The sequence below is a fragment of the Paenibacillus glucanolyticus NBRC 15330 genome (genome assembly GCF_004000885.1).
Taxonomy (GTDB): domain Bacteria; phylum Bacillota; class Bacilli; order Paenibacillales; family Paenibacillaceae; genus Paenibacillus_AQ; species Paenibacillus_AQ glucanolyticus.
On sequence record NZ_BIMC01000007.1, the window covers coordinates 30660 to 54681 of the forward strand.

The 24022-nt window shown below is 51.5% G+C and carries 23 protein-coding genes; 10 read left to right on the forward strand and 13 right to left on the reverse strand.

Features of this window, described 5'->3' with window-relative positions; all coding sequences use genetic code 11:
* Window positions 1-23: 23 nt before the first annotated feature.
* Window positions 24-215 (reverse strand): hypothetical protein, encoded by a 192-nt coding sequence (locus tag PGL02S_RS12760; protein ID WP_006207985.1) that lies wholly within the window; start codon window positions 213-215, stop codon window positions 24-26.
* A gap of 244 nt (window positions 216-459) precedes the next feature.
* Between PGL02S_RS12760 and PGL02S_RS12765 the strand changes: the two genes are divergently transcribed.
* The 3 genes from PGL02S_RS12765 to PGL02S_RS12775 all read left to right on the forward strand — a co-directional run bounded on the left by PGL02S_RS12765 (window position 460) and on the right by PGL02S_RS12775 (window position 2350).
* A complete protein-coding gene (locus PGL02S_RS12765) occupies window positions 460-1179 on the forward strand; it encodes an MBL fold metallo-hydrolase (protein WP_036643793.1) in 720 nt (239 codons plus the stop codon).
* Window positions 1176-1751 carry a TetR/AcrR family transcriptional regulator gene (locus PGL02S_RS12770; RefSeq protein ID WP_036643796.1) on the forward strand — a complete coding sequence of 192 codons (576 nt, stop codon included), beginning with the start codon at window positions 1176-1178 and terminating at the stop codon, window positions 1749-1751. The genes PGL02S_RS12765 and PGL02S_RS12770 overlap by 4 nt, the downstream gene beginning before the upstream one ends.
* A 107-nt stretch (window positions 1752-1858) precedes the next feature.
* The gene (locus PGL02S_RS12775) at window positions 1859-2350 is read left to right on the forward strand and encodes a cytochrome c biogenesis protein CcdC (RefSeq protein WP_006207982.1); all 492 of its coding nucleotides are present in this window, start codon (window positions 1859-1861) and stop codon (window positions 2348-2350) included.
* Window positions 2351-2501: 151 nt separating this feature from the next.
* On the opposite strand, the gene PGL02S_RS12780 is transcribed toward PGL02S_RS12775, so the two are convergent.
* Complete coding sequence (locus PGL02S_RS12780) at window positions 2502-3515, reverse strand: NADP-dependent oxidoreductase (RefSeq protein WP_036643800.1); 1014 nt, start codon at window positions 3513-3515, stop codon at window positions 2502-2504.
* Window positions 3516-3575: 60 nt separating this feature from the next.
* Window positions 3576-3836, reverse strand: coding sequence for a metal-sensitive transcriptional regulator (locus tag PGL02S_RS12785; protein WP_036643802.1), 261 nt, complete (start codon window positions 3834-3836; stop codon window positions 3576-3578).
* A gap of 328 nt (window positions 3837-4164) precedes the next feature.
* Here PGL02S_RS12785 and PGL02S_RS12790 point away from each other — a divergent pair, with 328 nt between their 5' ends.
* Window positions 4165-5913 (forward strand): alpha-glycosidase, encoded by a 1749-nt coding sequence (locus tag PGL02S_RS12790; RefSeq protein ID WP_036643803.1) that lies wholly within the window; start codon window positions 4165-4167, stop codon window positions 5911-5913.
* Between the two features lie 67 nt (window positions 5914-5980).
* Here the strand turns inward: PGL02S_RS12790 and PGL02S_RS12795 are convergent, their stop codons facing one another.
* Genes PGL02S_RS12795 through PGL02S_RS12805 form a run of 3 tightly spaced genes read right to left on the reverse strand, consistent with a single transcriptional unit; the run spans window position 5981 to window position 10172 of the window.
* Entirely contained in the window at window positions 5981-6853 is an 873-nt protein-coding gene (locus PGL02S_RS12795; protein WP_006207978.1) for a UbiA-like polyprenyltransferase, read from the reverse strand.
* 21 nt (window positions 6854-6874) lie between these two features.
* Window positions 6875-8173, reverse strand: a complete 1299-nt coding sequence (locus PGL02S_RS12800) for an aspartate aminotransferase family protein (RefSeq protein ID WP_036643805.1) — start codon at window positions 8171-8173, stop codon at window positions 6875-6877.
* On the reverse strand, window positions 8163-10172 hold the full coding sequence (locus PGL02S_RS12805) for a peptidase U32 family protein (protein ID WP_036643806.1): 2010 nt from the start codon (window positions 10170-10172) through the stop codon (window positions 8163-8165). The genes PGL02S_RS12800 and PGL02S_RS12805 overlap by 11 nt, the downstream gene beginning before the upstream one ends.
* Before the next feature lie 240 nt (window positions 10173-10412).
* Between PGL02S_RS12805 and PGL02S_RS12810 the strand changes: the two genes are divergently transcribed.
* The 5 genes from PGL02S_RS12810 to PGL02S_RS12830 all read left to right on the forward strand — a co-directional run bounded on the left by PGL02S_RS12810 (window position 10413) and on the right by PGL02S_RS12830 (window position 15062).
* Window positions 10413-11162: an alpha/beta fold hydrolase gene (locus PGL02S_RS12810; protein WP_036643808.1), complete on the forward strand. Its 750-nt coding sequence runs from the start codon at window positions 10413-10415 to the stop codon at window positions 11160-11162.
* 7 nt (window positions 11163-11169) lie between these two features.
* Window positions 11170-11754, forward strand: a complete 585-nt coding sequence (locus PGL02S_RS12815) for a TetR/AcrR family transcriptional regulator (protein WP_036643809.1) — start codon at window positions 11170-11172, stop codon at window positions 11752-11754.
* 252 nt (window positions 11755-12006) lie between these two features.
* Window positions 12007-12954 (forward strand): helix-turn-helix domain-containing protein, encoded by a 948-nt coding sequence (locus PGL02S_RS12820; RefSeq protein ID WP_036643811.1) that lies wholly within the window; start codon window positions 12007-12009, stop codon window positions 12952-12954.
* Between the two features lie 151 nt (window positions 12955-13105).
* Complete coding sequence (locus PGL02S_RS12825) at window positions 13106-14188, forward strand: Gfo/Idh/MocA family protein (protein ID WP_036643813.1); 1083 nt, start codon at window positions 13106-13108, stop codon at window positions 14186-14188.
* Window positions 14189-14222: 34 nt separating this feature from the next.
* Entirely contained in the window at window positions 14223-15062 is an 840-nt protein-coding gene (locus tag PGL02S_RS12830) for a Gfo/Idh/MocA family oxidoreductase (protein WP_006207971.1), read from the forward strand.
* 135 nt (window positions 15063-15197) lie between these two features.
* Here the strand turns inward: PGL02S_RS12830 and PGL02S_RS12835 are convergent, their stop codons facing one another.
* From PGL02S_RS12835 to PGL02S_RS12860, 7 genes are all read right to left on the reverse strand, one after another.
* A complete protein-coding gene (locus PGL02S_RS12835) occupies window positions 15198-15932 on the reverse strand; it encodes an ABC transporter permease (RefSeq protein ID WP_036643816.1) in 735 nt (244 codons plus the stop codon).
* Window positions 15933-15934: 2 nt separating this feature from the next.
* Window positions 15935-16651, reverse strand: a complete 717-nt coding sequence (locus tag PGL02S_RS12840; protein WP_036643818.1) for an ABC transporter permease — start codon at window positions 16649-16651, stop codon at window positions 15935-15937.
* Window positions 16648-17562, reverse strand: coding sequence for an ABC transporter ATP-binding protein (locus PGL02S_RS12845; RefSeq protein WP_036644119.1), 915 nt, complete (start codon window positions 17560-17562; stop codon window positions 16648-16650). The genes PGL02S_RS12840 and PGL02S_RS12845 overlap by 4 nt, the downstream gene beginning before the upstream one ends.
* Before the next feature lie 79 nt (window positions 17563-17641).
* Window positions 17642-17821 (reverse strand): hypothetical protein, encoded by a 180-nt coding sequence (locus PGL02S_RS28170; RefSeq protein WP_164762863.1) that lies wholly within the window; start codon window positions 17819-17821, stop codon window positions 17642-17644.
* Between the two features lie 476 nt (window positions 17822-18297).
* A complete protein-coding gene (locus tag PGL02S_RS12850) occupies window positions 18298-19686 on the reverse strand; it encodes a sensor histidine kinase (protein WP_036643822.1) in 1389 nt (462 codons plus the stop codon).
* Window positions 19683-20357, reverse strand: a complete 675-nt coding sequence (locus PGL02S_RS12855; protein WP_036643824.1) for a response regulator transcription factor — start codon at window positions 20355-20357, stop codon at window positions 19683-19685. The genes PGL02S_RS12850 and PGL02S_RS12855 overlap by 4 nt, the downstream gene beginning before the upstream one ends.
* A gap of 308 nt (window positions 20358-20665) precedes the next feature.
* Window positions 20666-22360 carry an alpha-amylase family glycosyl hydrolase gene (locus tag PGL02S_RS12860; RefSeq protein WP_036643826.1) on the reverse strand — a complete coding sequence of 565 codons (1695 nt, stop codon included), beginning with the start codon at window positions 22358-22360 and terminating at the stop codon, window positions 20666-20668.
* A gap of 589 nt (window positions 22361-22949) precedes the next feature.
* Here PGL02S_RS12860 and PGL02S_RS12865 point away from each other — a divergent pair.
* The gene (locus PGL02S_RS12865) at window positions 22950-23984 is read left to right on the forward strand and encodes a LacI family DNA-binding transcriptional regulator (RefSeq protein WP_006207964.1); all 1035 of its coding nucleotides are present in this window, start codon (window positions 22950-22952) and stop codon (window positions 23982-23984) included.
* Window positions 23985-24022: the final 38 nt, after the last annotated feature.

Here is a 24022-nt window from a genome sequence, read left to right on the forward strand (position 1 = left end):
CAGACCTGTATTTCATTCTTCGTTTAACTTCGTCTTCTGCGTATCTTGAAAAAGTAGTGGTATCCCAGATAGGCGATGCCGCATAACAGCAGCATAAGCGCAGAAATCCAAATGACAGGAAGCAAATATGGCGTGTGCTGGCTGGCTATATATAACAGTACAGCGGAGAAGGCATACATCACCATCAAAATAACGATGCGTTTGAAAATATCCATGTCGTCCGCCCCTCATTCTTCATAGTAAAACAATCTACAATTTTTTCCGATTATCTATCATTATGGTAACGCAAAACGATGAATATTGCACTCAAAATTTGGTAAATTTATAAAAATTTTAGCGATTTAATTGACAAATTCATGAAAATGTTACAATTCAGGCTTAATTTTAGGCTTGATAAAACTAATTGTATTAGTTATAATACTAATATGATTAGTTTACGACGAAAGGGGAACTCTTTTTATGTTAAAAACTACGATAGAGCACGTGACCCAAATTTCTTTTCTTCCTCGTTTATTCCCGGTTAATGTCTACCTTGTTGAAGAAAACGACGGATTGACACTTATTGATGCCGGGATGTCTTTTTCCCAAAAAGGAATCCTTCAAGCTGCATCCGCTATAGGCAAACCCATAACCCGCATCGTATTGACCCATGCCCATGGTGATCATGTCGGAGCTCTCGACGGGTTAAAGAAGGAGCTTCCGGATGCCTCTGTTTACATCTCGCGGCGTGACGCCTTGCTCCTTAAGGGCAACACCGAGCTCCTGCCTGGAGAGCAGCAAACTCCGATTCGCGGAGGGATCCCCAAGAACATAACCACGGTTCCCGATGTGCTGCTGAGCGGGGGCGATTCCATAGGCTCACTCAAAGCCATTGCATCCCCGGGTCATACACCTGGACATATGGCATTTCTCGATGAGCGCAGCGGTATCCTGATTGCGGGCGATGCTTGGCTAACCCGGGGCGGATTAGCTGTATCCGGCATGCTTAATCCCTTGTTTCCTTTCCCTGCCATGGCTACATGGAGCAAAGAGCATTCGCTGCAAAGCGCCACATCATTGACTGCCCTGAAGCCCGCCGTTCTGGCTGTCGGCCATGGAAAAATGCTAACCAACCCGACCGCCAGCATGCAGCAGGCTGTTACGCAAGCGGAATCCGCTTTCAGGAGAAATACGAAATGAGCCCGAGACCCGGCATAGATCGACTCCAGCTGCTTCAATCCGCGGCCGAGCTCGCGGATCAGGGTGGGCTTCACGCTGTGACCTTGGCTGCACTTGCGGGTAAGCTTGGGGTTCGATCCCCTTCCCTGTATAATCATGTAGACGGACTTTCAGGTCTGCATGCCGCTCTGACGCTGCATGGACTGCAGACCCTCCACGAACAAATGCTGAAAGCTGTCGCCGGCCGCTCAGGTGAAGACGCGCTGCGTTTCGTATGCCTTACCTATGTTGACTTTGCAAGATCCCACCCCGGATTGTATGAAGCTGCGCTGCAGCCTCTACGCCCGGACCAGCAAGAGACGCAGCGCGTAGGGAATCAGATTGTGGAGCTGCTGCTGCGGATATTGACTCCTTACCAGCTTAGTGAGCCGGAGGCTCTTCATACGGTACGAACACTTCGCAGCCTTTGTCATGGCTTTTCCTCTCTGGAACGTTCCGGTCAATTCGCACTCGATCTGGATCTGGATGACAGCCTGAATTTCATGATCCGGATATTCATTGACGGGCTCCATCAACAGAACAGCCAGCGATGAAGCGCGGAACCTCTGCATTTGCCTGATTTTGCCTGGCATAAGAATGTGCTATAATCAGAAGAAGCACACTGTCGTGTCATCTTATTTATGGAAAGAGGTTCTGAATTGTGGTTGACTTCGATTCCCCAATTCTTCAAATAGGCTCTACGATCGCCATGCTGGTTATGGCCGTGACCGTGATTTTCATTCGGATGAAAGCGAGTCATCGTCCCGTAACCGTTAAGAAGATTATCATTCCGCCGGTTGCGATGAGCACCGGATTTCTGATGTTTGTAGAGCAGCAGGTCCGCATCCCCTTATGGTGGGCAGGAGCAGCCTTTTTGGTCGGCTGGTTCATCTTCTCCTATCCCCTGATCCGAAGCACGAAATTCGAGAAGGTCGAGGGACAGATCTTCATGCAGAAGTCGAAAAGCTTCGTCTACATCCTGCTTGGTCTGCTGGCTGTCCGGCTCCTGCTGCATGGATATATTGAGCAGCATATTTCCATCCCGCAGACAGCGGCGCTGTTCTTCATGCTGGCTTACGGGATGATTGTCCACTGGCGCATCTCCATGTATCGCCAGTATCAGCAATTCTCGACCCCGGAGGCTGCAATGTAACACGCTCTTCCAACACCATGACAGCAAAAAAGAGTGCCGAATCACACTGGAAGGAAGGCCAATGCCTTCTGGGCCCCAAACTCCGTCTTGAGGAGTTTCCTGCAGGCCCCATGTGAATCTGGCACTCTTTTATATTGTAAAACAGAGGTTCCTACTTCTGTTCTTCGCTTACTTTCACCAGCTGTTTTCCCAGGTTCTCGCCTGTGAATAGCCCCAGAAACGCCTCCAGGGTCTTATCAAAGCCATCAACCACATTTTCGGCGTGTTTGATTTTGCCGTCTCTCAGCCATTCGGCCAGCTCATGCAGTCCCTCATTGTACCGGCTGGCGTAATCGCCAACCAGGAACCCTTTCATCAGCGCGGTATTGGTAAGCAGCAAGCTCTGAATTCTCGGACCTGTGTCCGGTTTCTCCAGATTATAAAGTGCGATTTGCCCGCAGATCGGGATCCGCGCGTTTTTGTTAATCAAGCGCAGGACCTGATCGGAAACGTCACCACCCACATTGTCAAAATAAACGTCAACCCCTTCGGGACAAGCCTCGACTAGAGCTGCCTTCAGATCATCCGTCCGATAATTGATCGCCGCGTCGAATCCAAGCTCCTCGGTCAGATACGTTGTCTTCTCATCCGAACCGGCAATACCGACCACCCGGGCTCCCTTGATCTTGGCAATCTGCCCCACAATCATGCCAACGGCACCTGCACCGCCAGATACAACCACCGTTTCACCAGCCTGCGGCTGGCCGATATCGAGTAGTCCAAAGTAAGCTGTCAGCCCCGTCATCCCCAGTACACCGAGTGCTGTCGATACGGGTGCGAGATCCGGGTTGACCTTACGCAGCGTCCCAGTGCTCACAGCGGCAAAGCGCTGCCATCCCCAGCTGCCTGTGACAAGATCGCCCTCCCGATAGGTCGGATCCGTCGATTCCATCACCTGCCCTACTGCGCCGCCTGCAATCACCTGTCCGACCTCATAGGGTTTGGCATAACTTTTGGCATCACTCATTCTGCCCCGCATATATGGATCAACCGATAAGTATACGGTCCGTACGAGTACTTCTCCCGCCTGCGGGACAGGCAAAGGCTGTTCCTCAAACGCAAAATCAGACTCATCCGGCATACCTTGCGGCCGCTTGGCTAGAATAATTCGTTCATTTACCGACATTTGAGTACCCTCCTTAAAAAAGCCGTTATCATACCTTTACCCATTTTGCCCGTTCACAAATTACCTGCTCTTTACAAGCAAATTCACGGCCTCCAGCACAAGCTTCTCCGTATCCTCACCGTTCTCCTCGGCCTTGCGTACACAATCCACCAGATTTGAGCTCACAACAACGCCAATGGTCCGGTCAATCGCCGTGCGTGAAGCGGATAATTGTGTGATGACTTCCCGGCAATCCTTGTTCTCTTCCATCATCTTCAATATCCCGCGAAGCTGTCCTTCAATCCGCTTGATCCGGTTTTTCATCTGATCATCGTACTGCATTTAATTTCCTCCTAAAATACCTGTCTCCATGTTCAGGCCTGTCCTTGTCTCTCCATTATACAACAAACCTCCGCTCTTTCCTCACAAGCCTATCGCTCCAGCCGGACCTCCGGTATCATTCGTTGTCATTCTTCTTGAATGTCCTACGAGGGGCTTGTATACGCTCACAGCCCATGGTATATTTTTAAAGAGCAAATGAAATCATCGACACCTGAGATTCCAAATTCATAATCTAAAGGCAATGTTATCTTACAAAGGTACAACCTCGGCTATTCATAGTCCTGGCTGTGCCTTTTTTTATTTTACTTAATCTAAGGAGGAATTATCGATGTTCTTGGAAGCCATCTATCACCGTCCGCGCAAAAACTGGTCTTATGCTTACGACGGAACGACCATCCATCTCAGAATCCGCACCAAAAAAGATGATATTACCGAGGTGTACGCGCTTGCTGGCGACAAATATTTATGGGATCAGACGATGGAATACATTCCGATGACCAAGCTGTCCTCGGATGAGATGTTCGATTATTGGGAGTGCGAGGCAACCCCTCCCTATCGCCGCCTGAAATACGGCTTTCTGCTCCAGCAGGGCCAGGAAAAGCGCTGGATGACCGAATATGATTTTCTGACGGAGCCGCCGGCCAATCCGGACCGCCTGTTCGAGTATCCGTTCATCAATCCGGATGACGTTTTCCAGCCGCCGGCATGGGTGAAGGACGCCATTTTCTATCAAATTTTCCCGGAACGCTTCGCAAACGGCGACACGAGCAATGATCCGGAAGGCGCCTTGCCTTGGGGCAGCGCAGAGCCAACACCGAAGAACTTCTTCGGCGGTGACCTTCAGGGTGTAATCGACCACCTGGATTATATTAGTGAGCTTGGGGTTAACGCGATTTACTTCACGCCGCTGTTCACGGCAACCACAAACCATAAATACGATACCGAGGATTACCTCGAAATCGATCCGCAGTTCGGCGACAAGGACACGCTGAAGAAACTCGTGGACCTGTGCCATGCGCGCGGAATCCGCGTCCTGCTGGATGCGGTATTCAATCATTCCGGCAAAACGTTTGCCCCATTCGTTGACGTGCAGAAGAACGGCATGAACTCCAAATATAAAGATTGGTTCTACGTTCGTTCCTTGCCGCTGGAAGTCGTGGACGGCATTCCGACTTATGATACCTTTGCATTCGAACCGCTGATGCCGAAGCTGAATACGGAGAATCCGGAAGTCCGAGCTTATCTGCTGAAGGCGGCAGAGTACTGGATTAAGGAAACCGGCATTGACGGCTGGCGCCTGGACGTGGCCAACGAGGTGGGACACAGCTTCTGGCGCGAATTCCGTCAGGTTGTCAAGAAGGCCGACCCGGATGCTTACATCCTAGGCGAGGTATGGCATGAATCCTCGATCTGGCTCGAAGGCGACCAGTTTGACGCTGTCATGAACTATCCGTTCACCAACGCTGTTCTGGACTTCTTCATCAACCGCACCGCAGATGCGGAGAAGTTCTCCTTCATGCTTGGCAAGCAGCTTGCGGGATATCCAAGACAAGCCAGCGAAGTGATGTTCAACCTGCTGGACAGTCATGACACCGCCAGACTGTTAACGCAAGCCAGCGGCGACAAACGTCTGATGAAACTCGCCGCCATGTTCCAGTTCACGTATTTCGGCACGCCATGCATCTATTACGGCGACGAAATCGGCATGGACGGCGGGCACGACCCGGGCTGCCGCAAATGCATGGAATGGGATGAGACGAAACACGACAAGGACCTGTTTACGTTCTACCAAACGCTCATCAAGCTGCGCAAAGAGCATTCTGCCCTTCGGACCGGCAGCTTTAAATTCTTGCATGCCGAGAAGAACGGCGGCAAAATCGCTTACCTGCGTGAGGACGACAACGAAACGATCCTCATTGCCATCAACAACGATAAGGCCGGCAACACGATTACCGTCCCTGTACTGGATCCATCCTGGACCAACCTGTGGAACGGCGAGAGCCTTAATGCGAAGCAAGGCCAGCTGACCGTCAAGCTGCCAGCTTACGGCTTCGCTATTCTGAAAGCCGGGAAGTAATAACAAAACTCCCTTTGATGCCATAACCCGATGTACGGGCTGGCAGTCAAAGGGAGTTTTTTTACTATCACAGCAGAAACTGATCAGCCAATGTAAAGAACAGAATCGTCATACTGATCACCTGATTCAGGTTGTAGGAGGCCAGATTCATCACCTTGCGGCTGGAGGGCTTTATGATACGATGCTCCGTGGCAAGCAGCAGCATGGAGATGATAATTCCTGTCAGATAGAGCCAGCCCAAGCCTTGGATAACATAAAGAGAGACCAGCAGCATAACCATAATGCCATGCAGCGACCTGGAAATGAGGAGAGCCCCTTTTAATCCAAACACGCCAGGGATACTGAACAAACCTGTATTACGATCGAACTCGATATCCTGTGTCGCGTAAATAATGTCAAAGCCTGCAATCCACAGCATCACAACCGTACCGATGATGAACGGGATTATGGCGAATTGCCCCGTTACGGCAAACCATGCCCCGATCGGAGCCGAAGCAATCGTAAAGCCCAGGTACAGATGGCACAACCACGTAAAGCGTTTTGTGTACGAATACGAGCAGATCAGTACAACCGCTACCGGCGACAGCACCAGACACAGCAGATTCAGCATGCCTGCTGCAAGGATGAAGATTGCAAAGTTAACGATGACAAACACATGAACCTCACGAGACAACAGGAGTTTTCTTGGCATGTGGCGGTTAGCCGTTCTCGGATTCGCAGCATCAAACTTCAAGTCGGCGATGCGGTTGAAGGCATTGGCCCCATTACGGGCAGCAACGAGTGCAACGAGTGACCACAGCATGACGCGCCAAGACGGGATGCCACCCGCTGCCCAGATCATGGAAATGATCGCAAAAGGCAGCGAGAACAGCGTATGGGAGAACATCACCAGCTCTCCGAACATTTTAGTCTTATGAACGAACTTATTGATCATCTGCATTAGGATATCACCCTCATCTGTTCACTTCTGGGATAACCCTGCAAGCGCGCTATCCAAGGAGATCAGCATCGCTTCGATTTCCTTCTCCGGGGTAACCATCGCCGGCTGAAAAGCAAGTACGTTTCGGCCCACGCCATTTTTGCCGATGATAAAACCTTCCTCCTTCATACGCTCCAGAAGCATATCCGTCCATGCTGCACTTTCCTGGTCCGACGCGCCGTGGATTTCGGCTCCCGCCATAAGACCCTTGCCTCGAACATCAGCGATAACGCCATATTTGTTCTGTAAGTCCTTCAAACCTTCGATGAGCCGGCTGCCGACTCGGCCGGACCGTTCAACCAAACCCTCCTGCTCGATGTAATCCAAGACAGCAAGCGCTGTTGCGGATGACACCGGATTGCCTCCGAAGGTCGATGCAGAAGGCCGATTCAGACTGGCGGCGATCTCATCCGTTGTGGAGAAGGCGCCGATAGGCACGCCATTGCCCAATGCCTTCGCCATGGTGAGAATGTCAGGCACAATGCCATAATGCTCGATCCCGAACATCCGTCCCGTACGACCGCAGCCTGTCTGAATCTCATCGGCAATCAGCAGAATGCCGTGCTGCTCCAGCATCGCCTTCAACTCGCGGAAATACCAATCCGGCGGCACGATCATTCCCCCGTTGCCTTGGATCGGCTCCACGATCATTGCCGCGAACGTGCCCCCCTTCTCCGCCAATACACTCGCTAATGTATCCAGAGAACGGCGTGCGGCAGCTTCCTGATCCATGTCTGGATCATAGGGACGCGGAATAAACGTAGTCACGTCTCCATCCAGGAAGTCGTCGGTACGCCACATGGGGATGCCTGTCACATTCATGGTCAGGAAGGTGCGGCCATGAAGGCCGTATTCCAGCGCCAGGAAGTGGCGACGCTTCGTATGCAAACGTGCGACAAGCAGGGCGCCCTCATTCGCCTCGGACCCGCTGTTCACGAAGAACGTTCGCTTCAGGTTTCCAGGCAAAATGCCGTCTGCCAACCGCTCCGCCAGCTCCACCATGGGCTGGGTCAGGTAGATGGTTGACGTATGCTGCAGCTTCTGGAGCTGCTCGATCGTACGGGCGGTAATGGCTTCATTGCAGTGACCGCAAGCAACCACCGACACCCCCGTAAAGAAGTCGACATACGATTTGCCATCATGACCGTAGAGCATATGCATTTTGCCACCGACAATCTGAGGCGGCTCTTTGTAGAAATTAGCGGTGCACGGGTAGCCGTACTGCCGACGCTTCGCCACGATAGCTTCCGGGCCGATATATGCTTGGTCCTCATGCGCCATGGAAACTCACCTCTTCGGATGGTTTCCGTTCTCCCTCACGCTGCATAACCGTGCCGAATTGCAGCGAACCCAGGGTATATCCGGCATAGATCGGCGTCATGCCTTCGAACAGCTTGCCGCATAAATTCAGATTCCGCGCAGCCTGGCAATACAACCGCACCAGACCGCGAAGCTGCTCTGTCGTATACGTCTTCCCTTCAATGCGGAAATGATTCACACCTGCTTCATGCAGTTCCTGCAGGAATGGCATGTAGCACAGCTCCTTCGCCATAGCCAAGTGGTTCCGACCAGCGGCATCGCGGTATACAGGATTCTCTCCTTTATCGGTAAGCAGCACGAGATGACGGTTATCGACATACTTGTTATCTTCTTCCGCAATATACTCCATCTCTTCCGCATTTGCGTATAGGTCATGCTCAAGATACATCACGATGGGCGATCCGTGAACGATGATCTCGGTTGTAAATTCCGGATGCCGGAGCAGTTTCGTCAGATCGTTAAGCTGAAGCTCCAGCGACGGATGGATTCTGGTGATGCCAAAATGCTTCTGATAGAACGAAGCCGCCATATGGTTGTAAATGTTCAAGCTGAAATCGGCCATCATCGGCAGCTCCAGGGATTGGAACTTGTGCATGGCACCGATGTTGGAGACAAGCAAACCATCCAGCCCATAATGATTGTGCTCTTTGCCCTGCTTCAGAAAATGAGCATACTGCTCCATATGCAGCTCATCCATCATACGGGGCATGCCAAGGATAATCTTGGCGCTGCCTTTGTCCGCCGTTAAGGCTTCGATATCCTCACGGCCAAATGGAATATCCGGCTGGAACACATCGCCTGCCAGGTAAATGGAACTTGCTCCTTCTTCCAATGCCGCGCGAGCCTGCTCCATATTGTTCACATGCACTGTAATTTCCGGAATCGCGGCGCTCTGCCGTTCCCGCTTCGCATATCGAAGCGATTCCTTCACTTGGATCAACCGCTCCTCCTTCATCTCACGTTCGGCGGTTGGCGTACTGAAAACCTTCCCCGTGCTGTAGAACTTGCCTGTCCCCTCATAACGGCGATTAATGAAATCGAGCCCCGGCTTGCCGAAGGCATATGCCGTCGTGAAATCGCGCTTTCGGTTCTTATGCAGCGTATCCGATCCCTCCTCGCGGTTGTAGCCCAGCGGATCCGCAATATAGCGATCGATTGCATCTCCGTAGGAATTAACGACCATCAGCAAGAAATCAATATCTCTCATCCGACCTTCAATCTTGAAGGACGTAATGCCGGACTTGATCAGCTCCGGAATATGCTCGTACATGTACATATCCTTCGCTGCAAGCGGATATTCAGTTGGATAGACGTAACCATCCTTCTTCACCCGGTAATCCCAGCGGCATGGCTTCATGCAGCGTCCGCGGCTGGAGCTGTTGCCGAACAGCATCGAGCTGTACAAGCAGTTCGCACCGTGGACCGTGCACATATCGCCGTGAATAAAATATTCGAATTCCATCCCGCTCTTGGCATGCAGCACTTCCACTGTCTTCAGATCCATCTCCCGGGAAGCAACGATACGTGAAACCCCCAACGCTTTAACGGCTTCGATCATGTCCAGATTATGAACGTTCATCATCACTGAAGAATGAACCGGAATATTCGCATAGTTCATCTCTTGAATCAGAGGAAACACGGCCAGGTCCTGCGCAATGATTGCATCGGGGCCGATCTCGTTCAGGAAAGCAAAATAACGCTTCGCTTCCTCCAAATCCTCTTCATCCAACAGGTTATTCACGGTGATATAGGCACGCTTCCCGCGATCATGAGCCATTTGGACAGCTTCTCTGACCTCTTCGTAACTCAGGTTATATCCCTTGCGCATCATGCGCATGTTCAGGGAGGGTCCCCCGAAATAAACAGCGTCGCAGTTTGCGTCAATGACGGTCTTGAATATCTCGAATGTTCCGGCAGGTGCCAACAGTTCCACTTCTTTACCGCTAAAATATCGAGCCACAGTCCGTTCCCCCTTAGGCTTTACATTTAATTTTCTCGATTGTAACATTATTCACATCCCATATAAGTGAATTAATTCACAGCGATATTCCATACTCAATGCTTCCTGAGCAGCACCTGAATCGGGTGCGTAACTCCTGATTATGTATTTTCGTTTTTATATTGACCGACCGTTCATTCAATAATAAAATAAACCTATCAAGACAGTAGAATAAATGTAAATCAACTGGAGGATATTCTAATGGATCTGCATTACGAAGTGTATGGAAATGGAAAGCCTGTCGTCCTTATTCACAGCGGTGGAGCGGATATGAGGGATTGGAGCTCGGTTGTGCCTCTATTATCGGAGGACTTTCATGTTATTGCCTTTGACGGTCGCGGAGCCGGCCGATCTCCTTCCCCCATCGAACCTGCCAATTACGTGCAGGATTTGTTATCTCTCCTTGATCACCTGAATATTCCTCAAGCTGCGGTTGTTGGTCATTCCATGGGCGGGCAGATTGCAACAGAGTTCGCGATCCAATATCCTGAAAGAGTGTCGGAACTGATTCTCATTGCACCTGCCCTGTCCGGTTTTCCCTACTCTGAGGAAATGCAAGCTTACATGCTGCGGGTAAGCGCAGCCGCCCCAGATATCGAGAAAATGATCGAACTGTGCATAGAGCCCCCTTCCTATGAGATAACGAGAAACCATGCCGAGCGGGGGCTTATGATCCAGATGCTGCGCCACCATTTTGAGCATACCTTTACCTGGGCTACCTTTGACTCGGTTTGGCCGGAACCGCCGGCGATGGAGCGTTTAGAAGATATCTCTGCCAAAACGCTCTTTATCATAGGCGATCATGAAATGCCCGATAACCGGCAGGTAGGAGAACAATTTCGGAGGGTTCCGGGCGCTCGCTTTGTCACTATCTCAGAGGCCGACCATATGCTCACACTAACGCATCCGAATGAATTATCCCGACATATCATCCAATTTGTGAAGGACTGAAGGTTTCATGCCACGTACACCAAGCGAGAACGAACGCATACGCCAGATCGCGAAGGATAAGATTCAGGAAGCCGCCATGGATTTATTCATACATCAAGGCTACCATGCGACTTCCATCAGCGATGTAGCCAAACATGCGGCAATATCCAAGGGACTGCTCTATAACTATTTTTCAGGAAAGGAAGCGCTGCTGGCCGCCATGGTTGAGGATCGCGTTGCAGGTGTGGCCAAGGTTATGGAGGATGCCGCTTCGCTTAAAACTCCTGCAGAACAGCTGAGGTTCATCATTGAGCATGCGATCGACAACGTCTATCAGCAGCCGGAAGTCTTCCGATTCTACCTGCATCTTCAAACCCAGCCCGAGGCCGACCAAGAGTTGATACCTTACGGCAAGCGTCTTGTGGAAGAAGCCGCCCGGCAATTTGAGATTCAATGCGGAATCTTCCAGATGCTAGGGGTCCCCGAGCCGCGTAAACGTTCCATGTATTTTTCTTCTACACTTCAAGGCATTATGCTCATGATATCCACCTATCCCCAGCAATTCCCTATAGAAGAAGTGAAGGAGCAGATGCTGAAGGAGTTTTGCTCGTAAAGGAAAAGAGCCGCGGATTTCCCATATTTTTGGAATCCGGGCTCTTTATCATGAATCTATAGCTCCTCATCTACTTTCGCCAGCCCACACTTTCTCAAAATCCTCATCGTATCCTCACCTCTAAACATTCAGACACATGACTCTGACCACAGGAATCCGCTAACTTTTTCAACTTTTCCTCTTCCTTCATGTAATGAATCAGTTATGCTATGAATAACAGGATCTTACACGAGCGCGGGGAGGGAACGAATCATGGCTATTCACTGGCTGGAACCGGATATCGCCGAATGTACCCGGAAAGGTATCGCCTACTTTACATCGGAGCTGGAAATGACAAACGGCCTGCCTTGCAAAATGTACCGAATTACCGAGAAGTTCGGGAGTTTGTCCGATCATATGCACGATTATCTCCAAATCTGGTATGTCAGCAAAGGTGAATTCATCCACACCCTCTATGGTCAGAAATACCGAATGGTCCAGGGAAACATATTCGTTCTTCCTCCATATAGCGTCCATCGCGTGGAGATGATACCGGGGGAAGAGCTGGAGGTGCTCGGCTGCGAATTCATGCCTGCCTTCATTAATGAACGACTCGATGGGAAGCCAGCTGAGCCGAATCTGTTTGACCTCTCCTTCATCGAGCGTTTTATAACTACGGAAGACAGCGTTCCGCTCAAGATTACCTTGACCGGCAGCAGCGATCTGGCCGTGAAGGAACTGCTTACCGAAATGCTGGCCGAGTACGGAAGCCGGGGTCCATTCTTTGATATTTTGCTAAAAGCCAATCTGCTGAAGCTGCTGGCGATCTTGAACCGCGAGCATGCCGACCAGGGCAAGCTTAAATCGTCAAGCTCGAGCAGCGACCCGTACCGGGAGCCCATCCTGGAATCGGTCCAGTATATTCATGACCATTATGACCAGCCCCTGTGGCTGGAGGAACTGTGTGCCCGGACGATGATGTCCCGGACGAATTTTTGTCGCCGGTTCAAGGAAGTTACCGGCCGGACCTTCAGTCAGTACCTGGCCAATTACCGGATACGAATGGCGATGCGGCTGCTGACGGAGCCCGAACTGACGATAACCGATGTATGTTTCAAGGTCGGTTTTAACGAGCTTTCCTACTTCTGCCGCATTTTCAAGAAGTATACGGGAACGACTCCTGCTTACTACAAAAAGAACGCATTTAAAACCGTTGACTAGCGCCCTCGGTACGATAATCCAATAAATAAACACGATAGTGAAATCGAATAGATCGTTCCCATGCTATACTCTGGGCAAGCAAGAACGAAGAATCGAGTGACAAGTCCCTGTAATCACTGCATCATCAATCCACGATTTTGGAGGAGAACCGATGAACAAAATTACAATTGCCGTGATTGGCTGCGGTACGATTGCAAACAGCGCCCATATTCCCGCCTACATAGCCAACAAAGACGCCGAAATCAAGTATTTCTGCGATATCGTGAAGGAACGGGCCGATGCTGCCGTAACCAAATACGAGTGCGGCCAGGCCATTGAGGATTACAACCAGATCCTGAATGATCCCGAAGTGGATGCCGTATCGATCTGTACGCCGAATGATGTGCATGCATCCATCGCCATGGATTGTCTGCGGGCAGGCAAACATGTGTTATGCGAAAAGCCCGCCGCCCGTACCTACGACGAAGCTCTGGAAATGCAAAAGGTTCAGCACGAAACCGGCAAAACCCTCAATATTGGGGTGGTCAATCGCTACAATGAAAGCGTAAACAGAATCAAGAAAATGATTCAGAACGGTGATCTCGGCGAGCTGTATCACGTATATGCCAGCTTCCGCTCCCACCGCTCGATTCCGGGTCTCGGCGGGGCCTTCACAACCAAGGCCATCGCCGGTGGCGGCGCGCTGATCGATTGGGGCGTTCACTTCCTCGATGTCGTGATGTACTGCACAGGCGACCCGAAGCCGAAGACCGTGTCCGGGCAGGCTTACTGCAAGCTGGGCAAGGATATGGAGAACTACACCTTCCTCAAAATGTGGGCAGGTCCTCCGAAATATGAAGGCACCTATGATGTCGACGATTTTGTCACCGCTCTGGTCCGCACCGAGGGCCCAACCATTTCCCTGAACGGCGCATGGGCGCAAAACATCGGCGCCGAAGAGATGTTCATCGACTTCCTCGGGGACAAAGGCGGCATACGGTTGAAGTATGGCGCAGACTTTACCTTCTACACCACGGAGGACGGTGCCTTGATTGAGACAACGCCAAAATTCAACCTCGGCAGCATGTTCCAGAATGAGATCGATAGCTTCATTCAGTGCATTCAAACCGGGGAAAAACAGCCGTCGCATATCGATACCGTCATCCTGTCCTCCCAGATTATCCAGGCGATCTACGATTCGTCCGACCAAGGGGCGGAAGTTTCGCTGCAACCCGTAGCCCAGAACAGCCATTAACCTATAGTTCGAAGCCAGGGAGGCCTATTTTACCATGAAAAAAATCGGATTCATCGACCTGCATCTGGACCAATTCCATGCGAATAAATATCCTGGATGGATCGATCAGGCTACAGGAAGTGCCATGAAGGTCGTTTACGCTTACGGCAAAAGAGATAAAGAGAACGGGCTCACAAACGCAGCCTGGTGCAAGGAGAATGAAATTGAGCTGCTGCCCGCTATCGAGGACGTGGTGGAGCGCAGTGATTACCTGATCGTGCTGTCCCCGGATAACCCGGAGTTCCATGAGGAGCTGTCCCGGCTTCCGCTGCAATCCGGCAAACCGACCTATATCGATAAAACGTTCGCTCCTGACCGAGAGACAGCGATCCGAATGTTCGATCTGGCCACAGCCCACGGAACGCCGATGTATTCAACGTCTGCCCTTCGTTTTGCCAGTGAGTACACGGAGCTGGACCGGAGCGGCATTCAGACCATTAGCAGCTGGGGGCCCGGCGGATTCGCCAACTATTCGATCCATCAAATCGAACCCGTAGTCCGTTTGATGGGAGCAGATCCGAAGAGGGTCATGTTCGTTGGTACACCGGACTCTCCTGCCCTGCTCATCGATTACGGTAACGGACGACAAGCTGCCGTGAATCATCTTGGGGAGAATTGCCCTTTTACTCTAGGCATTAAAAATGAAGATGGCAGCTTCAAGCAAGTTACCGCCCATTCAAATTTCTTTGCCTTGTTCATCGAGAATCTGGTGAATTTCTTCGAAACGGGCAAGCCTGCCGTTGACCCGGCTGAAACCATTGCCGTCATTACCATCATCGAATACGGATTAAAGGCAGCCGCCACCCCTTATGCATGGGTAGAGCTGCCGAATTAGCAAGGGTTCGCTTCAACCATAGCAAGATAGCGTAAAGAGCTGCTCCAGCAGGCCATCAAGGACCTGGGGCAGCTCTTTTATCATTGGTGAACGCTTCTTATCGGAATGCATCCGCTGCACTCCGGTTAGGAGTAATCACACTTCCTTGCGCTGAAAATAGATGAATCCTCCGAGGAAAAATAACAGAAACCCGCCAACAATCACGATCATAAGGCTCTCAAACGGAATATTGAAGGCGCCGAAATCGGCTTGACCCGCTGGCATCATCGCAAGAAAGGGCTGTGTCCACGGATAATAAGGGGCATACGTCTGCGAGTTAGCCACCAAGATGTTTGGGATGGTGAATACAACGTTTAATGCCAGCGGTGCGGCAAAGCTGCTCCAGGCCGTGGAAACACCAAGCTGAAGCGCGGCAAGCGGCAGACAAGCAACCCAGCCACCCACCAGGCTGCGCAGCAGCATCTCCCAAGGAATCGGAGCCTCGATCCTATGGAACCATCCAGCTCCCATGACAGCCACCAGAAACAGTACTTGCACGGCAGCAAGCAAGATAGCCACCACCGTGAATTTGGCAGAATAGACGACGCCACGCGACACCGGCAGGACCAGCAGCTGCTTCCATCCCCCACCGGTATGCTCGTAGCGGCACACCATTGCACTGAAAATCCCGGTCATGATCGGGAGCAGCAGCATCGCATGCAGAAAACACATCATGGATAGCAAATACTCCCATGGGGCTCCCTGGATCGGATTGCCACCTAGAATCCCCAGCATCAAAACCAGTACCCCATTCAGCAGAATCTGCGGCCATAATTTGGACTTCGACAGCTTGAGCCACTCTGCTGATATTGCTCTTGTATAAGACGCCATCTCTAGTCCACGTCCTTCCGGTTGAAATGTATGAGTCCAGCTGCAGCAATGACCGCCCCAAGCAGTAAACCTGCTCCTATAAATGTCGCTTTTTCAGGACCGATGTAAGCGAGCAGCGGCCATTTCAGCGGCACCCAATCTGGAAACTCCATGGCAAACATGGATACTACCGAAGCGGTGATGCCTATCGCCGAGGATATCCCTTGATTCTTGAGCGTCAGGCTTAGCCATAACTGAAAAGCCAAGACCGGCAGCGCGGCGAACATAGGCAAGAACCCAATACGTATCAGATCCATATACGGCATGCGATCCGCACCCATTCCTAGCAGCATGCCAAGTACGGCGACACTTACCGTCAGCAGGATACAGGATACGCAGAGTATCAAGAAGGCCTGCACGAATTTTGCACTGAATACAGCGGTTCTTGAAATGGGCAATGCCAGCAGCTGCTTCCACGAGCTGAGCTGATGCTCCACGTTGGCCATCAGCGAGCAGATCAGCGTAATGCCCAGGAACAGGGCGATGGGAACAAAAAACGTAACATTCTCCAGCAGCCCGCCCCAGGGATCTGCCGCATACGTTTTCATCAGATAATCATACCGAAGTCCAAAGTTCAGCCCTTGCATCGCCGCCAGTCCGATGGGACCGAGCGCCGCGAGAAACCAGATGCCTTTGCCCCTTATTTTCAGCCAATCGGCGGACAGCGCACGGAACATCATATCCGGCTTCCCTCCCTTACGATCTGCATGAAAATATCCTCGAGTGACCTCCGCTGCTCCTCGACACGGTACACGGCATGCTGATTCTCAACGAGCCGCTTCACGAGCAGGGCGACCTTGGCATCCTGCATATTTTCCAGCTCCAGCATATGGTCTCGCAGCACCCCTTGGCAGCCCAGGTCCAGCGCCAGTCCGAGCGCAGCCTCCGGCTCCGATACCGACAAGCGGAACCCGCTGGATGCGGTGGATACCAGATGGTCGATGGTATCCTGGAACACCATCCGGCCGTCACGGATGATGCCGACTTTATCGGCCATCTGCTCCACCTCGCCCAGCAGGTGACTGGACACCAGTACGGTAATGCCGTATTGACGCGGCATGTTTTTGATCAGCTCCCGGATTTCATGAATGCCGGATGGATCAAGGCCGTTGGTCGGCTCATCCAGGATAAGCAGCTCCGGATTGTTGAACAAGGCGGCTGCAATGCCAAGACGCTGCTTCATCCCAAGGGAGTATCCCTTGACCGGTCGCTTGGCTTCCTTCGTCAGGGAGACAATCTCCAGCACTTCCGCGATGCGGGACTTCGGCCCGCTGGTGATCCGGCGAATCGCCTCCAGATTCTCAATAGCCGTCAGATGACCGTAATAGGATGGGTATTCCACGAGAGATCCTGTCCGCTGCAAAATGTTCATTTTCTCGCGCTTCAAATCCTTGCCGAACAAATGAATCGCCCCGCGCGTGGGCTGGATCAGTCCAAGCAGCATGCGAATGGTCGTTGTTTTCCCTGCTCCATTCGGTCCCAGGAAGCCGTAGATATCGCCGCGGGCAATCTCCAGGTTCAAGTCCACAACTGCCGCGCGGTTTTTATATATTTTATATAAGCCTTTCGTTTGAATGACGAGTTCCGTCACGTTCATCACCTCAGGATACATCCTACATGGCCAAGGTTAAATGCCGGTCGACCTGAAGTTTAAATTTAATTTAAAAAAGTTAAGCATGAGTGGTTGCGTGCTGTTCAGACCGCTGCGGGACCGGACCGCTGTTAATTCCGGGAAACTGAATCTGTCCAGGGTAGTTTACCGAATTTAAAGGCGAACGCTTCGCTTCTCCAGCAACAATTCCGTTCCCTACGCCGGTGCTTTTGCGCTTTTGCACAAATACAAGAGGCACTTCACTAAGCAGCGCTCATTAGTATTCCCGCATCTATGCCCAGCGACTCGGAAATACTATTAGCGAGTGCCCGAATATGATATAATCACTTTGCCGAAACGCTGATTGCGTCCGTACAGGGGGGCTACCTGACGCTGATGATGGCATGCCAATCACTCTGCTCTCTCATAGGTAGATTAATCATTACGATGGGGGCGTGGTTAACTATGGATATGAATGTACTGGTACATGTGGATCTCAAAATGGATTTCTCTCTCAGTCTAGCAACTGTAGCCTGCCTTGCTTATGAACCAAGTTCACTGACGAGCTCGTGAAACTCGAGCGAAAAGCAATTGTGCGGAGACACCCTGGAAGGGTGTCTTTCTTGTTAGTCACGCAAAAAAAGAACCAGCTAACACGCCGGTTCCCCATTTTCAAATATGCCTACACCCTTTCACCATCCGAGCACGATTCTTATATCCTCGATACCTGAAACCTCACCGCCTCCAGATGCTGATCCTCGTGCCTTCATCCGAGCTTTCCACATGGCAGCCCAGGCCCATTTCCCTTGTCAAGTGATCCACGATAGCCAGGCCAATGCCCGTGCCTTTGTTCTGCGAGCCGCCTTCGATTCCCGGTCCGCGATCCGAAATGACAAGCATGCCCTCAAGCCCTTCTCTCTCTTCCGTATGTATACCGATATACTGTCCTGATTTGGCGTGACGGACGACATTTTGGAACAGATTATCCAGAAGCCTGCGGAACCACAGCACATCCACATTCCAGTTGAGCGGCTCGTCGCGCACTTGGATATCGGGTTCGATTCCCGCCTTCTCCCACACCGGATACCAAGCAGCTGCACTTTCCTTGACCGTCCGCAGAACGTCCGTCGGTTCCATGTTCAATTTCACTTTGCCGCTGGCCAGCAGATTGTAGGACAACATATTGTCGATCAGACCGCCCAAGTCCGCGATTTTCGACTCGATGAGGGACAGCGATTCTTTGCCTTTCTCACTCAGCGGCTCCCGCTCCATAGAGAAAATATGGCTTCGAATCACCGTCAGCGGTGTTCTCAGATCATGTGACAGATTAGCAATCAGCGACTTGCGCAGCTCCTCCTCCTCACGCTGACGGCGCTGCCCCTCCTCTAACTGGATGACCATATGGTTATAGCCTTCTTCCAGCTGCCCGATCTCGTCAAGCTTGGTTAAGGCGACCGGCTGCGGTAAACCCGTCACGGTGTGAGGGGAGGTCATAGCAGAACGAAGTCGCAGCAGCCGCTTGCGGATGCGCACGAAGAACAGCCAGGAGACCACAATAAACAGAACCGACATCAAGGTTATAAACAGGCCATACATCGCCGTTTCGCTGGCGATTGGCTGCTGGACACTGATGTATTTTCTCGGTATCTGCATCACCATGAATCCTTCTCCCGATACCTCTCCACCGATAAAGGCCACCGAAGTGAACGGATCTCCGTCCACGGCATTCTTCATGAATTGAACCGTGTAGGGTGCGCTCCATACCTCGGGGAGGCTTGGCTGCACCGGCATCTGCAGCCTCGTCTCATTGCTGCCGTCCACCCAGAACATCGAGATCTCCGGATACTCCAGCTGAATGGAATGCAGCCTTCGCTCTATGGCTTCTGGCGAAGCCCCGCTTAATGTTGCTGCCTCCTCGTGCCACATCTTCTCTAACACAGTACCACTTGTATACTTCTCGACAGGTACAGCCGGTTTCTCCGAGAACGTATCGTTCACGAACCAGTAAAGAATCGAGGCTAACGGAAACATGATCGGCATGAAAATCATGGCCAGCGAGATTAACAGTAAATACCGGTTGGTCAACGATTTGCGGAACCTTCCTCTGTTCCTTCTCCATCTCATGCTCTCACCCGATAGCCCAGCCCGCGCACAGTCTCAATAATCTCCGGTGTGGCGGGGTCCCGCTCCAGCTTCTCGCGAAGATAGCGGATGTGAACCATCAGCGTTTTATCCCCTTCGATATAGGACTCGCCCCAGACCGATTCATAAATCTGCTCCTTGGTCATCACACGCCCCTGATGCTGGAGCAGGTACATAAATATCTGATACTGTTTACCGGTCAGGAGTGTCTCCTCGCCGGTATCCTCGTTCACAATCCGATTCTCGGCCTCATACACGGATAAGTGCTTCACTCTCAAAGGCTCTGCAGACTTGACGACGGACCGCCGAAGCAGCACCTCAAGACGGGCAGCCAGCTCGTCCGGATGGAAAGGCTTCGTCAGATAGTCATCGGCAAATTCCAGCCCCTGCAGCTTATCGTCAATGGCAGTTCTGGCCGAGAGCATCAGGATAGGCAGACCGGGATATGCCTTCTTGATTCGCTGTCCGATCGTAAAGCCGTCAAGTCCCGGAAGCATGACGTCCAGAATGACGACGGCACATGCCGCCGCTTCCTCTACGGCCCTCTCCCCGCTGAGCTGCCACCGCACCTCATAACCCTTGTCTTTAAGAAATTCACTGACCCAACCGCCGATTTCATGGTCGTCCTCGATATATAGAATGCTTGAGCTCATCGTAAATCTTCCTTTCGAAGCAAATGTTCAATGTCTGCCAGGTGCTGCAACAGCCGCAAAAAGTGATAGCAGTCCATTGTATGCATGCACTGTGCTCCATCATTTGTCATTCATTGTAACACGGGATATCCGAAGTTCGGATAACGGATTGGGTATCCTCGTTCCAGTCAGCATCCTGCCTCATCACCATAAGACACCTGTGCCCTCCCGACCTCATGAAAGTCACTTCCCCAAAAAAGGACCCCGAGCACGCCTCCTTCCAGGGGCTCGGGGTCCTTGTTATGTTTCACTATAGGAATGAACGCAGCCTACTCCAATACAACGGTTGTATACGGTGGCAGCGTTAAGCTGCTGCCGTTTAATGCCGCACTGTCGTCTGTTGTTCTCGACAGTGACGAGAACCCGCTCTCTCTGTTCTTCGATGCCACATCCACCATCTGTTCCTTGCCGGACAGGTTATGGACCACAAGCGCTTGGTTGTCGTTGGTACGTCGGACGTAAGCCATGACCTGCGCATTTCCGGAAGCATAGGATTCAATGGTTCCGTTCTGAAGCGCAGGCATTTCATTACGCCAGCGGATTAACGTGCGGTAACGGGACAGCAGGGAATTCGCATCCCCCATCTGCTGCTCCACACCCTGCACGGCATCGCCCCGGTTATGCTTCAAGGGCTCCCATGTCGTCTGCCCCTTATCACTGCCCGTGTTGGACCAGATCATCGGCTCCCGGATCTGCTCATCCGGCTTCGCCCCCTTCATGCCGATCTCTTCCCCATAATAGATAAATGGATTGCCCGGCATCGTCAGCAGGATGCCAGCAGCCATTTTGGCATGATTCTCATCATTGTTCAGCTGAGACATCACACGATTCATATCATGGTTTGTCAGGAATGTCGCATCCGTGAACTTGCCGCCGGATACTTGACTGAATAAGCCGTACATCCGCTCCAGCGTGAAGGCAAGGTTGTTATCCTTCTCGTTGAGCGCTGCACCCACGATGCTCTCGCCCAATCCAAAGTTGAAGCCGGAATCGAAGGCGTTATCCAGGTACGGCGCAATAACGGCAGCGGAATTATCCCAAATCTCACCCACGATATAAGCGTCCGGGTCCACCTCATTCATGCTGGTGCGGAATTCCTGCCACCAGGCCGTATTCTTTGCCGTGGTTGCCTCACCCTTGTCAGACATCAGATCCTCGTAGATATGCTTGGCGGCATCAATCCGGAAACCATCCACGCCGAGCTCCAGCCAGAACTTGCCGATATCCTTCATCTCCTCGCGTACCTTGGGGTTATCGAAGTTCAGATCCGGCATTCCGCCCCAGAATGTGCCCATGTAATGGGCACCGTTCATCTCGTGCCACGGGGAGCCGCTGCCGGCTGCGCTGGAACCGGAAGGTGCTTTACCCTGATCCTCAGCCCAGATATACCAATCCCGGATCGTGGAAGCTTGATCAGCCGCGGACTCTTTGAACCACGGGTGCTCCGTACTTGTGTGATTGACAACCAAATCCATGATAATCTTGATTCCACGCTTATCCGCTTCCGCAAGCAGCGTCTTAAAGTCCTCCAGCGTCCCGTAATCCGGATGTATGGAGCGATAGTCCGTTACATCATAGCCATGATAGCTTGGTGAAGGATTAATGGGCATCAGCCAAATACCGGTCACGCCAAGATCATCCGATGTATCCGGATTTCCGTCATTCAGGTAATCCAGCTTCTCGATGATACCCTTCAAATCACCGATTCCATCCCCATCGGAATCATAGAATGAACGTACAAAGATTTCGTAATAAACATCGGATGGCTGCTCATCCACCTTGTTTTTCTGCGGAGCAGGTGCCGGGGTGTCAGGCTGCTTGGTTTCCTGTGTGGCCTTCGGCTCAGCTTCCTCTTGAGGTGGAGTCGCGCCGCCGCTGCAGCCGGCAAGCAAACCTCCCGCAAGCGCGAAACTTGCCAGCCATAGAGGCACAGCCTTACGTGTACTCCTTTTTTTATGCACCATACCTATTTCCCCCTGTTGGATATATATTAAGTTCACTGAAATCCGCCTTGCTATGCTTGTAATTCGCCATCATCAGCGCAAACGTTTGAATAATATTAAACGAAATTTAGAAATAAAACGGTTACATAATACAGCATGTCTTGAATTCCATCTCAGATTCCCGGTATCCCTGGTTATTTAACCCAACTATATCATAACCCACTCTTCCATTTTGTTAAATCGTTTGCACAAGGCCGTATTAAGTTATTTTCCGGTTTTTTCACGTGATAATACCCGCCTTTCTCCTGATTTCTAATCCTTTCTTCTTTTTTAGTGCATTTGTGAATAATTGCGCTCAGCTGACTTGGATACGTATTTACAAGCATTTCGATAAACGTTAATATAGCAGTGTGAAACCGTTTAACATACTGTACCTATATAGCTTTAGATCTGCCTGTATCAAGTATACTCGGGGCCTGACAGACCCACAATTAAATAAAGAACAACGGACCGCGCTCTAGCGGAAGTTATTCTGGTGAAATAAGGGAGACTCCAGTAGTCGCTTTCTTATTTTCAAAAAAACGCAAACGGTTCCACTGGAGGTCCTACTATGTCTGTAACGATTAAAGATGTCGCAAAACGAGCGGGCGTATCCCCCTCCACCGTCTCACGGGTGCTTTCCAATCATCCGAGAATCAGCCGCGAAACCTCGCGCAAAGTGAAAGAGATTATGGAGGAAATGGGCTACCATCCCAATATTATGGCCAAGAGCCTGGTTTCCAAAACGACAGAAAGCATATGCGTCATCCTGCCAAAACCAGCGGAAGAGCTGTTCCTCAACTTGTTCTTCATGGAGCTGATCCGCGGTATTGTCACACAGGCGAACCGTTCCGGATACGATGTGTTAATCAGCTCGGGCGGCAACGAGAAGGAAGAGGTCGAAGCCGTATCCAGGCTTCTTAACGGTCGGCGTGTCGATGGTGCGATCTTGCTGTACTCCAGGCAGGATGACCAGGTCGTCGATTTTCTCAAGTCTAACAACTACCCGTTCGTGCTTGTCGGCCGAAGTGAGAAATATCCTGACTTGTTATCCGTTGATACCGATAATGTGCAGGCAGCCTATGACGCAACCAAGCATTTGATCTCCCTCGGGCATAAACGAATCGGCTTTGTCAGCGGTCCGCCTAACCTGATCGTGTCTCAGGACCGGATGAAGGGTTATGGAAAAGCACTCGCCGATGCGGGGCTTGAGATGAGAAAAGAATGGATCGTCGAAGGTGAATTCCTTCAGGAAAGCGGCTATCGCGCCATGTCCTTTTTCATGAACCTGCCCGAGCGCCCGACCGCACTCGTCATTGTAGATGATATTGTATCCTTCGGCGTGCTGCGCGGACTTCACGAGCTAGGTTACAAGGTACCCGAAGACGTATCTATTATCAGCTTCAACAACATCTCGCTGACCGAACTGTCGACCCCGCCGCTGAGCAGTGTGGACATCGGCATTTACAACCTGGGTTACACTGCTTCCCAAGCACTGATCCAGACTGTTCGTAACGATGACAAGACGGTACTGCCGCACCGTTACATCATTCCGCACCGGTTGATGATCCGCGAATCCTCGATGTATTCGCTGCCCAAATCCTAGACTCGCCTGGTGGAATGGAAATGATAACGACGCGAAGT

Bases quoted from the DNA above. Each gene is read 5' to 3' on its own strand.
- PGL02S_RS12770 (WP_036643796.1), top strand. From the start codon at position 1,176: ATGAGCCCGAGACCCGGCATAGATCGACTCCAGCTGCTTCAATCCGCG.
- PGL02S_RS12815 (WP_036643809.1), top strand. From the start codon at position 11,170: ATGCCACGTACACCAAGCGAGAACGAACGCATACGCCAGATCGCGAAG.
- PGL02S_RS12840 (WP_036643818.1), bottom strand. From the start codon at position 16,651: ATGATGTTCCGTGCGCTGTCCGCCGATTGGCTGAAAATAAGGGGCAAA.
- PGL02S_RS12825 (WP_036643813.1), top strand. From the start codon at position 13,106: ATGAACAAAATTACAATTGCCGTGATTGGCTGCGGTACGATTGCAAAC.
- PGL02S_RS12835 (WP_036643816.1), bottom strand. From the start codon at position 15,932: ATGGCGTCTTATACAAGAGCAATATCAGCAGAGTGGCTCAAGCTGTCG.
- PGL02S_RS12800 (WP_036643805.1), bottom strand. From the start codon at position 8,173: ATGGCGCATGAGGACCAAGCATATATCGGCCCGGAAGCTATCGTGGCG.
- PGL02S_RS12850 (WP_036643822.1), bottom strand. From the start codon at position 19,686: ATGAGATGGAGAAGGAACAGAGGAAGGTTCCGCAAATCGTTGACCAAC.
- PGL02S_RS12820 (WP_036643811.1), top strand. From the start codon at position 12,007: ATGGCTATTCACTGGCTGGAACCGGATATCGCCGAATGTACCCGGAAA.
- PGL02S_RS12795 (WP_006207978.1), bottom strand. From the start codon at position 6,853: ATGCAGATGATCAATAAGTTCGTTCATAAGACTAAAATGTTCGGAGAG.
- PGL02S_RS12860 (WP_036643826.1), bottom strand. From the start codon at position 22,360: ATGGTGCATAAAAAAAGGAGTACACGTAAGGCTGTGCCTCTATGGCTG.
- PGL02S_RS12785 (WP_036643802.1), bottom strand. From the start codon at position 3,836: ATGCAGTACGATGATCAGATGAAAAACCGGATCAAGCGGATTGAAGGA.
- PGL02S_RS12780 (WP_036643800.1), bottom strand. From the start codon at position 3,515: ATGTCGGTAAATGAACGAATTATTCTAGCCAAGCGGCCGCAAGGTATG.
- PGL02S_RS12830 (WP_006207971.1), top strand. From the start codon at position 14,223: ATGAAAAAAATCGGATTCATCGACCTGCATCTGGACCAATTCCATGCG.
- PGL02S_RS12865 (WP_006207964.1), top strand. From the start codon at position 22,950: ATGTCTGTAACGATTAAAGATGTCGCAAAACGAGCGGGCGTATCCCCC.
- PGL02S_RS12855 (WP_036643824.1), bottom strand. From the start codon at position 20,357: ATGAGCTCAAGCATTCTATATATCGAGGACGACCATGAAATCGGCGGT.
- PGL02S_RS12765 (WP_036643793.1), top strand. From the start codon at position 460: ATGTTAAAAACTACGATAGAGCACGTGACCCAAATTTCTTTTCTTCCT.
- PGL02S_RS12790 (WP_036643803.1), top strand. From the start codon at position 4,165: ATGTTCTTGGAAGCCATCTATCACCGTCCGCGCAAAAACTGGTCTTAT.
- PGL02S_RS12760 (WP_006207985.1), bottom strand. From the start codon at position 215: ATGGATATTTTCAAACGCATCGTTATTTTGATGGTGATGTATGCCTTC.
- PGL02S_RS12810 (WP_036643808.1), top strand. From the start codon at position 10,413: ATGGATCTGCATTACGAAGTGTATGGAAATGGAAAGCCTGTCGTCCTT.